Here is a 17,889-nt window from a genome sequence, read left to right as displayed (position 1 = left end):
GAATAAATCATGTGTCCAAAAAGTTAGTTCGCTTAGCCGATAAATTGTTGTACCCATTCACCATTGTAGTAGGCAACACCAATTGTCGTGAAGCTTGCGTTCATAATGTTTTTACGATGTCCGTCGCTGTTCATCCAAGCGTTCATGACCTCAGCAGGGGTGCGTTGCCCTTTAGCGATATTTTCGCCCGCTGTGCTATATTGAATACCGTTAGCTTTCATCATGTCGAATGGCGAACCATATGTCGGCGATTGATGATCAAAGTAATTGTTATCATACATATCCTTTGCTTTTTTCATCGCAACTTCAGACAACTTGGTGTCTAGCTTCAATGGGGCTAGTCCTGCAGTAGCACGTTCTTTATTCACAAGCTCCGCTACCTGCTTGGCAAAATCAGATACATTTGCAGGCTGCTCCTGCTTGTTCTGATCTTTGTTACCGTTAGATGGTTGCTGCTGGCCTTTATTTTCAGTTCCCCCTTGCTTAGGTTGTTCAACCTTCACTTGGCCGGAATTGTTTTTGTTCTCTTGCTGCTGCTCACCTTGCTTGAACTGTGGGAACCATTTGGACAGTAGTGCAGACCAATCTTGTCCGTTCATGTTCCATTTTACTGTGTTCTGTGTAACCTGCGGCGAATTGCTATTCACCTTCATATGGCTGACGTTGCAATCTGTAGGGGTAGCTGGTGCTGCCATTACGGATCCTGCGGATAATACTGGAGCAAGTGCAAGTGCACCCACGATTACGACTTTCTGCATCTGCTTCTTCAAAGATGTCATCTCCCTTTGTAGCCTGCGAGGTTAGCTGACGGGTTCGGGTTAAGAGATTCCCCTATCGCATGTGCGATTTCACCCCAATGTTGGATCCCCCGTGCTCATCTATGAGCTTCGGCTTTCGTTTTTTAATTCTTACAAATCGTAACATGTTCATCCCCCAATTTCATTTAAAACTTAATGTAAACAGATGAATATTATTACAAATTCGTCATAATTAAAAAAACGTACCCGCACAGTGCCGAGTACGATCCTGATTATTTCTGAGATGAAGACCATGCTTCAAGACGGCAAAGCACATCCTCTCTAGCATCTATATAAGCTAGGCTATTGTTGTATTCAATCTTAAATACATAGGCATTCATAACAGCAAGCAGCAGCTTGTAGCTTTCTCTTCGTGTTTGTGCAGCGATTGACATATCCAATGGTTTACCGTATCCCTCCATAAAGTCAGCATTATTGTCCCATAATACAAATTCATATTCAGGATCGGCATACATGGATCGATCCGCGTCAATAATCGCGGCAATTTCCCACACATTATTTCGTTCAGCCACCAGAACATTGGGCCCCCATAGGTCATTATGAACAAGCACAGGAGTTGTGATCTCATCAAAAATACGCTCATTAGATTGAAAAAGGTCCAATAGCACATCCATCTCCTGCTGTTCAAATACCCCATGAACAACTGACTTTGCTGCTAATTCATCTACAAACTGTAAGATGACTTGTGACCAGCTCTCACTGCCTCTAACCCCTTGTCTTGAAGTTGGCCAACCGAATTTTTCCCCTGTGAGTTCATGAATTCGTGACGTGTACTGACCCAAGCTGCGACGTAACGCTACTTTTACATGCTCAGGAACAGTTGGGTCATTCATAGGTACACTCGGAATATATTCCATGACCATGTACACTCGTGGTATCACTTTACAAGACTCATCGCAGATTATTACTTTAGGAACGGGAACCCCCTTCGTCGCCAGTAGGTTATAAATATGTGTCTCTGCGCCCATCATCGTCTTCTCAAAGTCTAGGAGCAGCTCATGGTGAATTGGGGCTACACGCAGCACGACTGCAGCTTCTGGCCGTATCGTTTGAATTAAATAAGTCGTATTAAACAATCCTCCACTTAGCAATGAACAAGATGACACCTTCGTGTGGAGGTCGAAAGTTTCCGTCATTATTTTTGTAATCTGCTCTGATGTGAGCTCTTCATATATCCGCGAAGTTGGATTCATCTGTGTGCTCCTTTGAACTATATAATAATGCTGTACCTAATCTTAATCCTAGCACTTATTAATTGGTGTGACTCCTCTATACATCACACTTTCTCTTGCCGCCCTTCATAACTCCCCCATTTGTGAATATATTGGGTAACAAGAACTTTTCAGCAGGAAGTTATCCTGCTACTTAGGAAGGGGGAGCATCATGACTGAGCCGTTATTTATCGTGTCCCGTGAAGACTGGTCGCTCCATCGGAAAGGATACCAAGATCAAGCGCGCCATCAACAGAAGGTGCGTGAAGCGATAAAACAAAATTTACCCGATTTAGTCACAGAGGAAAATATTATATTGTCGGATGGCAAGCAGATCATTAAAGTACCTATCCGCAGTCTGGATGAGTTTCGTTTTATGTACAATTTTAATAAGAAAAAACATGTAGGCCAAGGAGACGGAGATAGCAAAGTAGGCGACGTGCTTGGCACTGATAAAGAACAAAGCCCAGGCAAAGGTCAGCAAGCAGGTGATCAGCCTGGAGCAGATGTAGTGGAAGCAGAGATTAGTATTGCGGAGCTTGAGGGTATGCTATTTGATGAGCTGGAACTACCCAATTTGCATCCAAAGGACAAAGAGCAAATTGAAGTAAAAGAGATTCGTTTTAACGATATTCGTAAAAAAGGGATTATGTCCAACATCGACAAGAAACGTACGATTCTTGAAAATATGCGGCGTAATGCCTTATCCGGTCAGCCTGGCATACACGGCATTAATCCAGATGACCTCCGGTTCAAAACGTGGGAAGAAATTGTTAAGCCCCAATCAAATGCCGTGATCATCGCGATGATGGATACGTCAGGAAGTATGGGCTCCTTCGAAAAATACTGTGCGCGCAGCTTCTTCTTTTGGATGACCCGCTTTCTGCGTAAACAGTATGAAAAGGTAGACATCGTCTTTATAGCGCATCATACAGAAGCAAAAGAGGTTACCGAGGAGGAATTTTTTACTCGCGGCGAAAGTGGCGGTACAATCTGTTCGTCCGCATACATCAAAGCACTTGATATTATCGATCGCCGTTACCCCCCTGCCAGCTACAACATTTATCCTTTTCATTTCTCAGATGGAGATAACTTGACAAGTGACAACGAACGCTGTGTCAAGCTGATCGGGGAACTGTTAAAGCGAACGAATATGTTCGGCTATGGCGAGGTAAACCAATACAACCGCAGCAGTACACTCATGTCTGCCTATCGGAACATCAACATGCCCAGTTTTATGTACTATGTGATTAAAGAAAAAACAGAGGTATACAAAGCTTTGAAGCACTTTTTCAAAAAACAGCCTGCGGCCGTCCGATAAATCGTCCTTTCTGACAAGACAAACTGGATATGAACGGGGCATCTGCGCTCTGATGACCGTTGGATCGCTCCATTCATATCATGTTTTGGCACGATAATTTTAGTCTGTTACGGTAGAAACCGCTTCCGATCTGAAGCGCCTCATTCTATTCACCTCGCAATTCATGCTACAGCCAGTATGGAAATGAAACACACGTTCACCTCCACGGTGCCTTGCTGCTCGCTGACTCTTGGGATACTATGGTTAGAGAGTACTATTCTACCTATGGATAATTCTATTACTTCATTTTACAAAACAAGATCAAAGGAGAGATGTCAATGCAGAGCAAGCGAGGTATGCTTTCAGAAGATTTATATCGATTAACATGGTTAAGCGATCCAGTTATTAGCTCTTCAAATGGACGTATAGCCTACGTGTCGAAGTCTGTAAATGAAGAGAAAAGCGGTTATCGCTCGCATATACGCCTCATGGAGCAGGATGGTAGCGGCGACATACCTTTTACTGCTGGGGAAAAGGATCATTCTCCGGCGTGGTCTCCTGACGGCACACAGTTGGCATTTTTGCGCCAATACGAGGACAAGCCGCAAATTTGGATTATTGCCGCATTAGGTGGTGAGGCGCAACGTTTGACGGATTTTGCCCAAGGTGTGAGCTCCTTTGCTTGGTCTCCTGATGGACAACGTATACTTATTCGTTCTTCCGTAGAACATACAGAGGAAACAGCCCTTTCTAAGGCTGTCCGTGCAGACAACTCGTCAGCAAGCGGAAAGGAAGAGCAGTCAGCTGACGATGACGGTAAAGCTGGCTTGCAGGCAGCTATATTTAACCGACTGAATTACAAATCCGATGCTGGCGGATTATGGAACAATAAGCGATCGCATCTGTTTATGTACAACATAGAGATAGGCTCAAACGGCACCAATCCGCTCCAGCTTACTTCTGGTCATTTCGACGTTGGGGAATATGTTTGGTCTCCTGATGGAAAGGAGATCGCATTTACCGCTAATATAAGGGATGAGCACGATGTAGATCCCGATCTCGTCCTAACTAACGATCTATACGTTATCGATGCGACAGGGCACAATCGGCGCAAGCTTACCACATGTGAATGGGGGATCTATGATCTGGCCTATTCGCCAGATGGAAGCTCTATCGCGTTCTTTGCTAGCGATCGCTCTTACTATAACGCTACGATTGCGCGTCTATACTTGATGCCTGCCGCAGGCGGCTCTATAAGTTGCCTCAGTCGGGATTTGGATCGTCCGCTGGGTCACGGCGCGATCAGCGACATGAGGTCCAGCATCGCAACTACAGGCCCTATTTTTAGCGCGGATGGTTCTATCATTTATTCGCTATTTACATCCGAAGGTAATGTACATATTGCCCGCTTCGCTGCTGATGCATCCGGCTATGAAGTCATTACAAGCGGGGATCGCGAAATTTACCAATTTGCCGATGCGCGCAACGGTAAGCTGATTGTTGCCTCAGCCGATCTCACTCATCCGGGTGATTTATTTGTTTGGGATGTTGAGGCACGAATGGAAACGCGATTAACAAACTGCAATGAAGCGCTGTTTACCGAAGTCGAGCTTAGTTTGCCTGAGTCTTTCTGGTTTAAAGCTAGTGACGGATGGGACGTCCAAGGGTGGGTTTTGAAGCCAATTGGATACTCGGCAGGTACTAAAGTACCAACCGTGCTAGAAATTCACGGTGGTCCACATGCTATGTACGCCAACACTTTTATGCACGAATTCCAACTACTCGCCGCAAATGGATATGCTGTAGTGTACACAAATCCGCGTGGCGGGCACGGTTATGGGCAAACTTTTGTAAACGCATGCCGCGGCGACTATGGCGGCAAGGATTATTCTGACTTAATGGAAGCGTTGGATTACGCGATATCCACGTATGACTTTATTGACGCGTCAAGATTAGGAGTGACCGGTGGCAGTTACGGCGGGTTTATGACCAACTGGGTCGTTGGTCATACGAATCGTTTTCAAGCTGCGGTCACGCAGCGTTCTATATCGAACTGGATCTCGTTCTATGGTGTAAGTGACATCGGTTACTTTTTCACAGAAGACCAGATTGGTGGCAATCCGTGGAACGATTTGGAGAAGTTATGGAAGCACTCTCCGCTTGCTTATGTGGAACAAGTTCAGACTCCGCTGTTGATTTTACATGGTGAGAATGATTTGCGCTGTCCGATCGAGCAAGCTGAACAGTTGTTTATTGCACTCAAACGACTCGGCAAACAAACTCAGTTTATTCGCTTCCCTGCTTCCAATCACGAGTTATCACGTGGTGGCAACCCTGGCTTAAGGGTACAGCGCCTTGACCACATTGTGCGTTGGTTCAATGAGCACATTGAAAAGTAAGTGAATTGCTCCAACGTGGATGAAAGGTGCGATTCGCCTGTGATTGATATGGCGTTTTATTTTGTGTCGCTTGTTTGTTATGTTTGTTTTGGTCGTTAAACAGTGTTAAGGTTTAGTTGTACAGCTTGATGCACAGCTTAGATGTACTGCTTAGATGTACAGCCAAGGTATACAGTTTAGGGCCTGCTACCTGGATATCCGCTGCTCAGTACGACAACTCAAATCTACAACCGTTCCTAGGATATAGATTGACGTCCGTTTCTTCAATTATATAGGTGGTTTCCAAAGTCCGCTTATCACGACTAATACCCGGCATGAACATCGAGTTGATAAACTGGCATAATGCACCTTACTCAAAATTAATTATTGGTTGTGGAGCACACACCGTTCCCTGTTGTGGATTAATTTCCATTCTAATAGGAGAACGGTGTTTTTCATTTTAGATAAGGAGAAGTGAAATCTATGTCCTATGAAATGAATTATAAAAACTGGTTCGCTCAAGCGCTCGAAAAAAGCAGTGGAAATCGAATGCATAGGCTAAAGCAAGGACATGGATACGCAGAACAGTTATTTCTTGAAAAAGTGTGGTATCCTGCCTTTAAAAACCTAGACTATTTATACCCTGAATATGAGGTTGAAGATTATCGGGATGGAAGCAGGTTCCTCGACTTTGCGTACATACGTTTTCCACTGCGATTAGCGATTGAAATTGATGGTTATGGTACTCATCACGCTAAATTAACACGGTGGCAGTTTTCCGATTCACTAATTAGGCAAAACCATCTGATCATTGATGGATGGCGCATTTTAAGGTTTTCCTATGATGATATCCACGATAAACCTCGCATGTGCGAGCAACTGCTGCAACAATTTATGGGGACTTGGTATCGGGGATATGATGCTGGTCATGCTAGTTCGCACGAAGTTCTGGAACATGAAATTTTGCATTACGCGGCTCATTTGGATCGAGATTTGCTGCCACAGGACGTATGCCATTTTCTAAATGTCGGAAAAGAAAAAGCCCGCTCCCTCCTAAAAAGGATGGTAGTAAAGCAAATGCTCCTGCCTCATAAAGGTGGAAAATTGCGAATTCGCTCCTATGCAGTGAATCGAACTTATATGGAGAAGCGACGTGACTTATTCCTTTAACTGCCTCGCATTGTAGTGATATGTAGCTCTTTAAGACTCTATGTACCGCTGTCTAGCGCTTAGTAACTCCTTGCAGCTCATTTTATCGCTTGGTAGCAAGCTCTCACACACTCATGCATACTCTTGCTACTTAAGTATACTCTTGCACACTCTTGTGCGCTCTTACACACTCTTGAACGCTCCTGTGTGCTTTTGCTCTTCTCTTGTGTGCTCTTGTGTGCTCTTGTGTGCTCTTGTGTGCTCTTGTGTGCTCTTGTGTGCTCTTGTGTGCTCTTGTGTGCTCTTGTGTGCTCTTGTGTTCTTTTGCTCTCGTTTACTCTTACGCGCGAATGAGCACTCATACCTGCACTAGCCAACTCTAATGGGCCTTGGCTGCTCACTTCCTGCTTTCTGCTCTCTCCTCTTGCTTAAGGCGGCTTTTCCTTCTTATTCTGCTCTTTTCGCCGCTTTAAGCTGTACTTAAGACTGGTTATACGTCTTATTTGGCACCTACTGGCTTTGGAGCTCTATGTCGAATTGTTGAGCTAAACACCACATTGTAGCGATTTGGAGCTCTTGAGAAATCTTGCGCCGCCTTGTAGCGACTAGCAACTCCTTGCAGCTCTTTAAACCGCTTTGTAGCACGCTCTTGAACGCCTTGCGTGCTCTTGCGTGCTCTTGTGTGCTCTTGTGTGCTCTTGTGTGCTCTTGCGTGCTCTTACTCTCGTCTACTCTTACCCCCGATTGAGCACTCTTGCCTGTTTCTAGCCAGCTCTAGCGAGTCTTGGCAGCTCACTTCCTGCTTCCTACTCTCTCTCTCTTCTCGCTTAAGGCGGCTTTTCCTTCTTATTCTGCTCTTTTCGCCGCTTTAAGCGATACTTAAGACTGGTTTTACATCTTATTTGGCACCTACTGGCTTTGGAGCTCTATGTCGAATTGTTGATCTAAACACCACATTGTAGCGATTTGGAGCTCTTGAGAAATCTTGCGCCGCCTTGTAGCGCTTAGCAACTAACTCCTTGCAGCTCTTTCAACTGCTTTGTGGCACGCTCTTACACGCTCTTACACACTCTTACACACTCTTACACGCTCTTACACGCTCTTGCGTGCTCTTACTCTCGTCTACTCTTACCCCCGATTGAGCACTCTTGCCTGCTCTAGCCAGCTCTAGCGAGTCTTGGAAGCTCACTTCCTGCTTCCTACTCTCTCTCTTCTCGCTTAAGGCGGCTTTTCCTTCTTATTCTGCTCTTTTCGCCGCTTTAAGCGATACTTAAGACTGATTTTACGTCTTATTTGGCACCAGTCGACTTTGTGACTTAATGACTCATCTTAATTTCCCACGTATGTGATCAATCGCTGTCTAACATTGGAACGTTTAGCGCATTTGGACCGTGGTGTGACTTTAGAGCGTAATGCCTATTTTCCGATTGCACCAGCTTATCTTTACTCATCTACTATCCTGCATTTTGAAAATGCCGCACCCACAACTATAGTTAGCATATCTTTATCGGTTAGCATCACATTATCAGTTAGCGCATCATTCTGGGTTAGCACTACACCATAAGTTAGCGCATCACTCTGGGTTAGCACTACACCATAAGTTAGCACATCTTTATCGGTCTCCACATTATCAGTTAATACATCTTTATCGGTCTGTACCACATAATCAGTTAGCACGACTTTATCGGTCACCAGTTCATTTTCAGCTGACACTTCAACATTAGTCGACGAGTCATTATGAATTAACGTCTCTACATTAGTCGGCATCTTAATTATTTGCTTACATTTCAATGTCAGGTAGCTCCTCATTTTTAGTTAGCTGATCATTATCACCCAGCACTGCAATATCAGTTAGCGCTTCACTTACAGAAACTTCCGTTCGTATCCAAGCGGCTCGCGCACCATTGCCCAATCCACAACGACCAATTATGACCAATCCGGTTATTCCGCCATCTCGATGGCTAAAACACTAAAAGATAAGCCCCTCCTGCACATATACCCCCAACTTCCGCCATACATATGGTATGAAACGTAATTTAAAGCTCGGAGGGATCGCGACATGAACCAAGACGATACTCGCCAGCTAGAGCGGGCGATTGCTGAAATAACAGAAATCGCCACCGGCTTTGGACTGGACTTCTATCCGATGCGGTACGAGATATGCCCGGCTGATATTATTTACACATTCGGCGCTTACGGGATGCCTACCCGCTTTCATCACTGGAGCTTCGGTAAAACTTTCAACAAAATGAAGATGCAATATGACTTCGGTCTAAGCAAAATTTACGAGCTCGTTATTAATTCCAATCCCTGTTATGCGTTCCTTCTGGACGGCAACTCCCTCATCCAGAACCAACTTATCGTCGCCCACGTGCTCGCCCACTGCGACTTTTTCAAAAACAATGCACGCTTCTCCACCTCCAATCGTAATATGGTGGAAAGTATGTCCGCTACCGCTGAACGCGTTTCAAATTACGAGCTAGAATTCGGCACACAAGCTGTAGAGAGCTTTATTGACGCCGTCTTGGCTATTCAAGAACACGTTGATCCACAAATTATTCGCCCACAGAAACTCGACAAACAGCGCTACATGGAGCTTAAAATGAAAGAGCAAAAAGACAAGGAGCCACCGAAGCAGCCCGGGCGATATGACGATCTTTGGTCCCTCGAAGACAAAGCGAATGGAATAAAACCAAACGGGCGTACAGACATTTTAGAACAAACCTTCCCGCCTGAGCCTGAGAAGGACATCGTCTGGTTTATTCAAGAGTTCTCACCGGTGTTGGAATATTGGCAGCGTGATATTATGTCCATGTTGCGCGATGAAATGCTTTATTTCTGGCCGCAGATGGAAACAAAGATCATGAATGAAGGTTGGGCGTCCTACTGGCATCAACGTATTTTACGTGAGCTGGATCTGACAACGGAGCAATCATTTGAATATGCCAAGCTGAACTCATCTGTCGTGCAGCCCTCCAAACACAGCTTGAACCCTTATTATTTGGGTCTTAAAATTTTCGAGGATATCGAACGACGCTGGGATCATCCTACAGCCATCGAACAAGAAAAGCTCGGTCGACAACCTGGCCAAGGACGTGCCAAAATATTCGAAGTGCGCGAGGTCGATTCCGATCAATCTTTTGTGCGCAACTATTTAACCAAAAAACTGACAGACGATCTGGATTTATATGTATTTGAAAAAAAAGGACCTGAGTGGAAAATTACCGATAAATCATGGGAAAACATTCGTGATCAATTAGTTTATTCACGTGTAAATGGCGGGTTTCCTTACTTAGTCGTACAAGACGGAGACTACCAGCGAACAGGCGAATTATATATCAAGCATCAATACGAAACTGTAGAGCTTGATCTCAAATACTTAGAACGAACGCTACCTTACGTTTATACGTTATGGGGTAAGTCCGTCCATATCGAGACTAAAGTGGAGGAAAAAACGGTGTTATTTACTTACGACGGCAAAAAAGTATCCCGCAAATTTGTACCCTAAAATAAGCTCGCTCGTTTCCCCTGCCCCCATCTGACTTACGGATGCGGGGTTTTCTTTTGCGTATATAGTCGAAAAAGAGGGCAATCACATTCCATGTACCCGACTGTACAAACCCAATTTCAGCGATACCTTTAGTTTCATAGTAACTCCCGCTGTATAACGTTAACCAAGCCTGCAACAGTAATTTTAAAAAATGTGTCCGCTGCCGCTATAATTCCACGAATGTACATTTCAACGCTTATCAAATGGTCATATGTATATAAATAAAGCTTTACGCCCGAGAAAAGGATAAGAACTTCTTTTCATCTGGCATCTGGTATCCAGCATCAAACTCAAACTTAGGTTGAATGGGGTGAAAACAGTACTTTTCAGCATCACGTTCCGTTTCTTGGTTTGTCGGGGAAACACTAAAAAATGGAACATCTTAGTGAACAAACAATGATCGGTTCATGCTAAATCCACCTCACATTTATTAAAACCAAAAACATGTTCATCTAATTGAGTAATTTAGAAAATCATTTAAATTTGATGATCGACAGCTTTAAAAGCTCTTTCCGATTAACGATGTCGGGACAGGAGGTAAATTGTTGGAACCGTATCAAATTGAACCTTGGGATCACTTGACTACCGTCTCGCCAGGCACCGTGTTAGAGCAGTATGTGCCCCCTGAACTAGAAGCACTAGGCAGACAGGTAATGGAACAATACGAGATGAAAGTATCCAGTATGGTGCTGATCACTTCTAAACCAGATAAGGGTGGCGCAATCTGGAAAATTGAAACAGATAAAGGGCCTCGCAGCATCAAAGTGCTCCACCGCCATCCGCAACGGAGCTTGTTTAGTATAGGTGCTCAAGATTATCTGGTTCAGATAGGAGCTAGAGTACCTGCACTCATTCCGACGATAGATGGACGGCTGTATGTTGAGGCAGGGGGCAAAAGTTGGATTGTAACCGACTGGATTGAAACGCTCATACCCGCATCCAAAATTGATCTGGAAGGTGCAGCTCAGCTTTGCCAAGGACTCGGTGAATTCCATACTTGGACAAAAGGATATAAACCGCCTGCTGGTGCCTCTAAATCCTCAAGATTACATGGATGGATCAAATATTATCAGAAAATAATAGCCAAAATCGGCTGGTTTCGGCATATTGCGGAGGCTTACAACGAAACAGCTGGAAGTGGACCACTGCTGCAAGTCATTGATGACTTCGAACGACAAGCTGTAGAAGCGTTAGAGCGACTGAACAACTCCGAATATGCGAATATGGTCGCTATGGGCGAACCACACTGGGGACTTGCCCATCAGGATTACGGCTGGTCAAATGGCCAAATGGGCCCTGGCGGCATTTGGGTGATTGACCTCGACGGGGTTTCTTATGATCTTCCATTCCGTGACCTTCGTAAAATTATTACGAGTACAATGGATGATATGGGCGTTTGGGATATGACTTGGATTCGCGGAATGATCGAGGCCTATCATCGCGGCAATCCATTTGATCAGCAAATGTTCGAAATTTTGTGGATCGATATGGCCTTTCCGAACGAATTTTATAAACACGTCAAGGAAATGGTATTTGATCCGGTCCAATTCCTCAATACGGAATTGACGCCCATTTTACAACGAGTATTAGCAACAGAATCCACTAAGTGGCAAGTGCTGCAAGAGCTGTACGCGGACAAGGAAAAGTATCCGTTAGGGACGTACGAGCCGCAATATGTACCGGAGCAATGGAGCCTTGCACTTCCTGGAGTTGGCGATAGCTTCGTCGCCACAGATCAATCGCCTTTCTTTGGAATTACTGACGTTAGCAGCCCTCCCGAATTGCAGCCATCTGCTGTCTTTGATGCACAGCCTGCCGACACTCCGCCATATGAACAACATCCAAATCCACTGCAATTGTCTGTCGATGAAACCATTAACGAACCTTCGGTGGTCACAGCGCTTACCGCCGCAGGCAATGAGGCAATGGAAGCGTCCTCTGTCGCACTTCTAGGCGCACCAGCTGCCAGAGGTAACGCTGCCCAAGCGCCGATCAGGACTATTCTTACTGCCCCTACTAAAATACTCGTTCGTTCCAAAAAAAGGCGGCGTAAAGCTTCACAACATGCAAATTCGTCTTTTCGGCGCTCCGGATCAAAGAAAAAGAAATCTTCTCGAAAAAAATCGGCACTGAACCTTATCATCAAGCGGCGCAAAGCAGCTAAAGTACCCCTGTCAAAAAAACGTGGCGAGCGTATACAAAAACAAAGGAAGTCTGCCCCCTCTAAAATTCTTACCGCTCCCTATAGGACTCCACTTCAAAAAACGAAACGCAGCACACGAAAGACCGCTTAATGAAAGGAGGAAACAGCCCGCATGAACGTGCTGATCATATGCACCGAGAAGCTCCCTGTCCCGAACATTAGGGGCGGTGCCATTCAAACTTATATTGGCGGTGTCGCTCACAAAATAAGCGTGCATCACCGCTTAACGATTCTTGGCAGATCAGATCCAGAGCTGCTGCCAGATGAGATTGTCAATGGCATCCGCTACGTACGTATACCGTCAGATGGAATATTTGATAAGTATGCTGAAGGTGTCGTTCAGTTTTTGAATCAACGTACCGAGCATTACGACCTCATTCACATTTTTAATCGGCCTCGATTGGTACTTCCGGTTCGTAACACCTCTCCCCATTCCCGCATCGTACTCAGTATGCACAATGATATGTTTAATCCTGCCAAAATTCACCCCGATGAAGCCCATGCAGTGATCTCGACACTGGAGCGAATTATAACGATCAGTAATTTTATCGGCAATGAAATTTTGCGCTATTATCCGCAAGCACAACCTAAGCTAAGAACGATCTATTCAGGAGTAGACTTGAATCGTTTTGCCCCTTGGATGGAATCACAAACATCCCTCCACGAGCGTCAAGCATTACGCGCTCAACATCAGCTCGAAAACAAGAAAGTGATTCTGTTCGTAGGCAGATTGTCGCGAAATAAAGGACCACATGTACTTGTACGTGCCATGTCACAGTTAAAGCACTCCGACGCTGTACTCGTCGTTGTCGGTGGAGCCTGGTACAGCGATCATCGTGTCAGCGACTACATCGCCTACATTCGCTCTTTAGCGGAGCGGGCATCCTTGCCTGTCGTAACAACGGGATATGTAGAAGCACACGAAGTGCACCGCTGGTTCTGCGCTGCAGATGTGTTCGTATGTACCTCCATCTGGGATGAACCTCTGGCACGCGTGCACTATGAAGCAATGGCAGCAGGTCTCCCTTTTCTCACAACTGCTCGCGGAGGCAATCCGGAAGTGATCATCAATGATAATGGCTTGTTAATTACAAACCCTGATAGCCCACTGGAATACGCAGAGAAGTTAAATCACCTGCTATCCAACATGGACCAAGCACGGCAGATGGGCCTTCGAGGCAGAAGGCTTACCGAGCAACGGTTCCATTGGGATCGAGTAGCTCAAGAAATATTATCTGTATGGGGATAGCTGACTAGCACCGCAAATAATGAGCCTACCGACTAGCGACAGGACCAATCAGCATGGAAGCCCTTGCACCTCCGGCGGAGTTACAGGGGCTTTCTCTCCACAAATTTAAAAGTGTATTTTTAATTTACATATCCATACAATTGTTTTACATACTCTATTTCAAATTGAAGCCCCGTCTTTAAATCTACAGCAGGAGAATATCCAAGCATACGTGTTGCTTTGGTAATATCCGCCCAAGTGCTGGTCGGCTCTCCGTAAATGTCACCCACCACTTTAATCGATGCCTTATATTGAAAAAGCTGTTCGAGTAACGTAATACATTCATTAATAGAAGCGCGTTCTTTTCCCCCGATATTAATCGTTTCCCCGACAATTTCAGCCGCAAAGCCTGCCGCAGCAACCGCTCTCACACAATCGGATATATAGGTGAAGTCTCTGCTCTGTGTACCGTCTCCATACAACGTAATCGCTTCTCGATCAAGCATTTGCTTAATGAATCGATGGAAGGCCATATCCGGACGCTGCCTTGGCCCATAAACCGTAAAGAAACGCAAGATAACGACAGGCAGCCCGTCATTCTCATAATAAACGCGGCACAGATGTTCAGACGTTAGCTTCGTAATGCCATAAGGCGACAAAGGCAAAGTTGCTGCGCTTTCGTCCACCTTGCCGTTCTTTTCTCCGTAAATGGATGAGGTTGAAGCGAACAGCAATCGCTTCACGCCGTATTGTTTGCAGCCTTCCAACAGCCGCTGCGTAGCCGTAATATTATGAGTCGTATAGTGGACAAAATCAGGTCCAAAACTGCTTCTAACACCTGGCATCCCAGCCAAGTGATACACAATATCTGCCTCTTTCAATAATATATCCCAAGGTACATGAAGCAAATTACCTTCATAGAAAGTAAAACGCGGATTACCAAGTAAACGGTGCAGATTGCGTTTGCGTATCCACGTTGGCGTTGACAAGTCAATAAACGCATCTATCCCCACCACGTCGTGCTGATGATTTTGGAGCAGTTCCTCGCATAAATAAGAGCCGATGAAACCGGCTGCTCCCGTCACGATGATCTTCGCCATGCTTCTCACCCGTTCCCGATGCCATAATAATGATAGCCCCAGGCTCTCATTTGAGTGCCATCTAACAAGTTTCTGCCGTCAAATACAGCCGCATGCCTCATCTCCTGCACGAAGTGCTGCCAAGCTTCTGCGGCATATTCAGGCCACTCTGTACAAATGATAACCGCATCTGCTCCTGCAATTGCGTCCTTCACCGACTTGACTTGCTGCACATCAGCTTGACGTGAACTGTCCGGTAATCGGGCTACTGGATCATGTACCCGAATGAGCGCCCCTTCTTTTAATAACTGTGAAATAAGCTTCAGCGACTTCGCTTCCCTCAAATCATCTGTACCTGGCTTAAAGGCCAAGCCGAGCACCGCAATGACCTTTTTGTCGATGCTGCCAAGATGTTCCTTTATTTGCTCCAAAAAATACTGATGCTGCGTCTCATTGACGTGAACAACTTGCTGCAACAGCCCCAGATTGCTGCCATGATGAGTAGCGATGTGCAAGAGCGAATTTACATCTTTAGGAAAACAAGAACCACCATAACCAATACCTGCCTGTAAAAACGATTTTCCGATCCTTGCGTCGTATCCGATACCTGCTGCAACATCCGTTATCGATACATGGATTTGATCACAGAGCCGAGCTAATTCGTTCATATATGAAATTTTAGTTGCGAGAAAAGCATTTGCTGCATATTTGATCAACTCTGCTGTTGCTGGTGTGGTCACAAGATAGGGGCTATCAATATCCCGATACAGCATTCTAACTTGCTGAGCAGCTGCACTGGAATTAGTGCCAATTACAATTCGATCAGGATGAAATGCATCATATACAGCATTTCCCTCCCTCAGAAATTCAGGATTGGACACCACGTCAAAAGGAAGCAAACTTTTTTGGGCCTCTGCAATCCATTTGGTTACTAATTTCTGAGTGCCTACAGGCACCGTGCTCTTCATAACTAGCAGTTTATACTCCTGCATATGGCTGCCGATCATCGTAACCGCGTTGCGGATATATTGTAAATCGGCACTCCCATCGTCCTGTGAAGGCGTACCTACGCATATAAAAATGACTTGAGAGTGTTGAATCGCTTGTAAAGGGTCTGAAATAAATCGGATATTGCCTTTTTGAAGCTGCGCATGGAGTAATTGGTCCAAGCCAGGTTCATAAAAGGGAAGCGTTCCACGAGCAAGGGCGGACACCTTGGACTTATCCGTATCAAAACCTGTCACTTTCCATCCCAACTCAGCCAGCAACAAGGCGGTAGTCGTGCCGACATAACCAACGCCTACTACTAATATGTTCATGGTTACGCCTCCCGAGCGGACTGTGCCCAGTAATCTCGACTGACGATAGTGCCTTTCAAGCTCACATTTTTTAAGGATACGCCTTCGAGTATGATGCAATCTTCTATGTGGCAATTTTCCAAATATACGTGGGGGCCAATCGTAGTAAAGGGGCCGATCTCACTTGCCACCAAGTGACTTGATGGATCAATCAGCACTAACGGGCTTTGTGGATTTGTACTGTCGATCGTTTGCTCCGACAACGGTGCATTTTCACTTGCAAACTTCTGTAAAACCCATCGATTTGCTTCAAGCCATCTATCTATCGTACCTACATCTGTATGCGATTCATAAGTAATTGTATAGGAAATCGCAAAATGAGCTTCAATTAACCTTTGAATCGCATCAGTGATCTCATATTCCCCTCGTTTGGAGGGTGTAATCGCATGTACAGCTTCAAAAATTTTAGAGGTGAATGCGTACGCCCCCATAATCGCTAGGTTGGATTTGGGGTGAATAGGTTTCTCCTCCAAGCGGACAATATGCTGCTCCTTAATTTCAGCGACACCATAATGTTGCGGCTCTTCAACCTCTCCTAACAACAATGCTCCGTCATGCTGCCCTAACAAAATCGAATCGCGCAAGTCTGTAAGCGTCTGGTCAATTAAATTATCACCTAGAAGGAGAATAAAAGGGTCCAATCGAATAAAACCTTCCGCTTGCTTCACTGCATCTGCTATTCCTAGTGCTTTGGCTTGATAGAGATAAGTAATAGATACTCCCCACCGTTCGCCATCTCCTATTATGCTTTTGAACAACGGTTCATGCGCCTGTTGGATCACGATCCCGATCTCTTGAATACCAATCTCCAGCAACTTTTCTATATTATAGAATAGAAGCGGTTTGTTCGCGATCGGAATCAACACCTTGGAAGTCACATTCGAAAAAGGCTGGAGCCTAGTGCCTTTGCCTGCACAAAGAATCAATCCCTTCATAGAAGTTCGCTCCTTGTCTTTCGTCGATATGCATTAAAATATGATTTTGGATCACTATTAGGAAGGGCGATTGTGAATCAATAGGGAAAATATACTTCTGTACTTCTCCTGCTTCTTCAAAAAAGCTGCAACATCCACGCTTATCTTCATACACGAACCCAATCATATTAGGATGAAAAACATACTATAAGAATGAAACTTACAAAGTTTCGATCTTCTAGCAGAGGGGAACTGATGGAATTGGCAAACTTAGATAAATTCGAAGCTGAGCTGTCCAAATATGAGTTAGACGACATTGATGAAATTGAAGTCGAGTATGCGGATGGCAGCACTTCCAAATACAGCTATGAAGACTTGCTTGACAGCGGCGTAAATGCCGACAAACAAACATCACTTCAGGAATGGATCGACGGTGTAGATTGGGACGATGTTGAGGAAGTTGAGCTTGAGCTTCATAATGGCGAAAAGTATGAACTTGATTTGGAAGAACAAGATGAAGATGACGACGAGGAGGATTCCGATTCTGACGATGAGGATGATGACGAGGAGGATTCCGATTCTGATGATGAGGATGACGACGACGATGATTCCGACTCTGACGATGAGGATGACGACGATGATTCCGATTCTGACGATGAGGATGATGACGAAGACGGCTCCTATTCTGATGACGAGGATGA

At 45.1% G+C, this 17,889-nt stretch carries 13 protein-coding genes, 1 pseudogene and 1 riboswitch; of the genes and pseudogenes, 7 read left to right on the top strand and 7 right to left on the bottom strand.

All coding sequences use genetic code 11. From position 1 onward, the window contains the following. Positions 1–32 precede the first annotated feature (32 nt). Both H509_RS0116930 and H509_RS0116925 read right to left on the bottom strand, forming a co-directional pair. Positions 33–770, bottom strand: a complete 738-nt coding sequence (locus H509_RS0116930) for a CAP domain-containing protein (protein WP_028546127.1) — start codon at positions 768–770, stop codon at positions 33–35. A gap of 4 nt (positions 771–774) precedes the next feature. Continuing rightward, positions 775–903: riboswitch (cyclic di-AMP (ydaO/yuaA leader) on the bottom strand. A 127-nt stretch (positions 904–1,030) separates the two neighbouring features. After that, positions 1,031–2,011: a phosphotransferase family protein gene (locus tag H509_RS0116925; RefSeq protein WP_028546126.1), complete on the bottom strand. Its 981-nt coding sequence runs from the start codon at positions 2,009–2,011 to the stop codon at positions 1,031–1,033. 190 nt (positions 2,012–2,201) lie between these two features. Here H509_RS0116925 and yhbH point away from each other — a divergent pair, with 190 nt between their 5' ends. The 3 genes from yhbH to H509_RS25710 all read left to right on the top strand — a co-directional run bounded on the left by yhbH (position 2,202) and on the right by H509_RS25710 (position 6,877). Then, a complete protein-coding gene (gene yhbH / locus H509_RS0116920; protein ID WP_028546125.1) occupies positions 2,202–3,350 on the top strand; it encodes a sporulation protein YhbH in 1,149 nt (382 codons plus the stop codon). A 317-nt stretch (positions 3,351–3,667) separates the two neighbouring features. After that, the gene (locus H509_RS0116915; RefSeq protein WP_028546124.1) at positions 3,668–5,728 is read left to right on the top strand and encodes a S9 family peptidase; all 2,061 of its coding nucleotides are present in this window, start codon (positions 3,668–3,670) and stop codon (positions 5,726–5,728) included. Between the two features lie 462 nt (positions 5,729–6,190). After that, positions 6,191–6,877 carry a DNA-binding response regulator gene (locus H509_RS25710; RefSeq protein ID WP_245596121.1) on the top strand — a complete coding sequence of 229 codons (687 nt, stop codon included), beginning with the start codon at positions 6,191–6,193 and terminating at the stop codon, positions 6,875–6,877. A gap of 1,422 nt (positions 6,878–8,299) precedes the next feature. Here the strand turns inward: H509_RS25710 and H509_RS0116905 are convergent. Beyond that, complete coding sequence (locus H509_RS0116905) at positions 8,300–8,623, bottom strand: hypothetical protein (protein WP_157277769.1); 324 nt, start codon at positions 8,621–8,623, stop codon at positions 8,300–8,302. A 13-nt stretch (positions 8,624–8,636) separates the two neighbouring features. After that, a complete protein-coding gene (locus H509_RS27750; protein ID WP_157277767.1) occupies positions 8,637–8,792 on the bottom strand; it encodes a hypothetical protein in 156 nt (51 codons plus the stop codon). Between the two features lie 123 nt (positions 8,793–8,915). Between H509_RS27750 and H509_RS0116895 the strand changes: the two genes are divergently transcribed. From H509_RS0116895 to H509_RS0116885, 3 genes are all read left to right on the top strand, one after another. Then, on the top strand, positions 8,916–10,364 hold the full coding sequence (locus H509_RS0116895; RefSeq protein WP_028546122.1) for a SpoVR family protein: 1,449 nt from the start codon (positions 8,916–8,918) through the stop codon (positions 10,362–10,364). A gap of 587 nt (positions 10,365–10,951) precedes the next feature. Then, a complete protein-coding gene (locus H509_RS27280) occupies positions 10,952–12,700 on the top strand; it encodes a CotS family spore coat protein (RefSeq protein WP_028546121.1) in 1,749 nt (582 codons plus the stop codon). Positions 12,701–12,721: 21 nt separating this feature from the next. Continuing rightward, complete coding sequence (locus tag H509_RS0116885) at positions 12,722–13,858, top strand: glycosyltransferase family 4 protein (RefSeq protein WP_028546120.1); 1,137 nt, start codon at positions 12,722–12,724, stop codon at positions 13,856–13,858. A gap of 119 nt (positions 13,859–13,977) precedes the next feature. On the opposite strand, the gene H509_RS0116880 is transcribed toward H509_RS0116885, so the two are convergent. Genes H509_RS0116880 through H509_RS0116870 form a run of 3 tightly spaced genes read right to left on the bottom strand, consistent with a single transcriptional unit; the run spans position 13,978 to position 17,209 of the window. Further along, a complete protein-coding gene (locus tag H509_RS0116880; protein WP_036697668.1) occupies positions 13,978–14,937 on the bottom strand; it encodes an NAD-dependent epimerase/dehydratase family protein in 960 nt (319 codons plus the stop codon). A 5-nt stretch (positions 14,938–14,942) separates the two neighbouring features. Beyond that, on the bottom strand, positions 14,943–16,235 hold the full coding sequence (locus H509_RS0116875; RefSeq protein WP_028546118.1) for a UDP-glucose dehydrogenase family protein: 1,293 nt from the start codon (positions 16,233–16,235) through the stop codon (positions 14,943–14,945). Positions 16,236–16,237: 2 nt separating this feature from the next. Continuing rightward, positions 16,238–17,209: a sugar phosphate nucleotidyltransferase gene (locus H509_RS0116870; RefSeq protein WP_028546117.1), complete on the bottom strand. Its 972-nt coding sequence runs from the start codon at positions 17,207–17,209 to the stop codon at positions 16,238–16,240. A 240-nt stretch (positions 17,210–17,449) separates the two neighbouring features. Between H509_RS0116870 and H509_RS28020 the strand changes: the two are divergent. Beyond that, a pseudogene (locus H509_RS28020) lies at positions 17,450–17,889 on the top strand (hypothetical protein); the annotation flags it as partial.

Origin of the sequence: Paenibacillus taiwanensis DSM 18679, from assembly GCF_000425125.1 — a bacterium.
GTDB lineage: Bacteria > Bacillota > Bacilli > Paenibacillales > Paenibacillaceae > Paenibacillus_B > Paenibacillus_B taiwanensis.
This window is presented reverse-complemented; position numbering and strand designations above follow the sequence as displayed.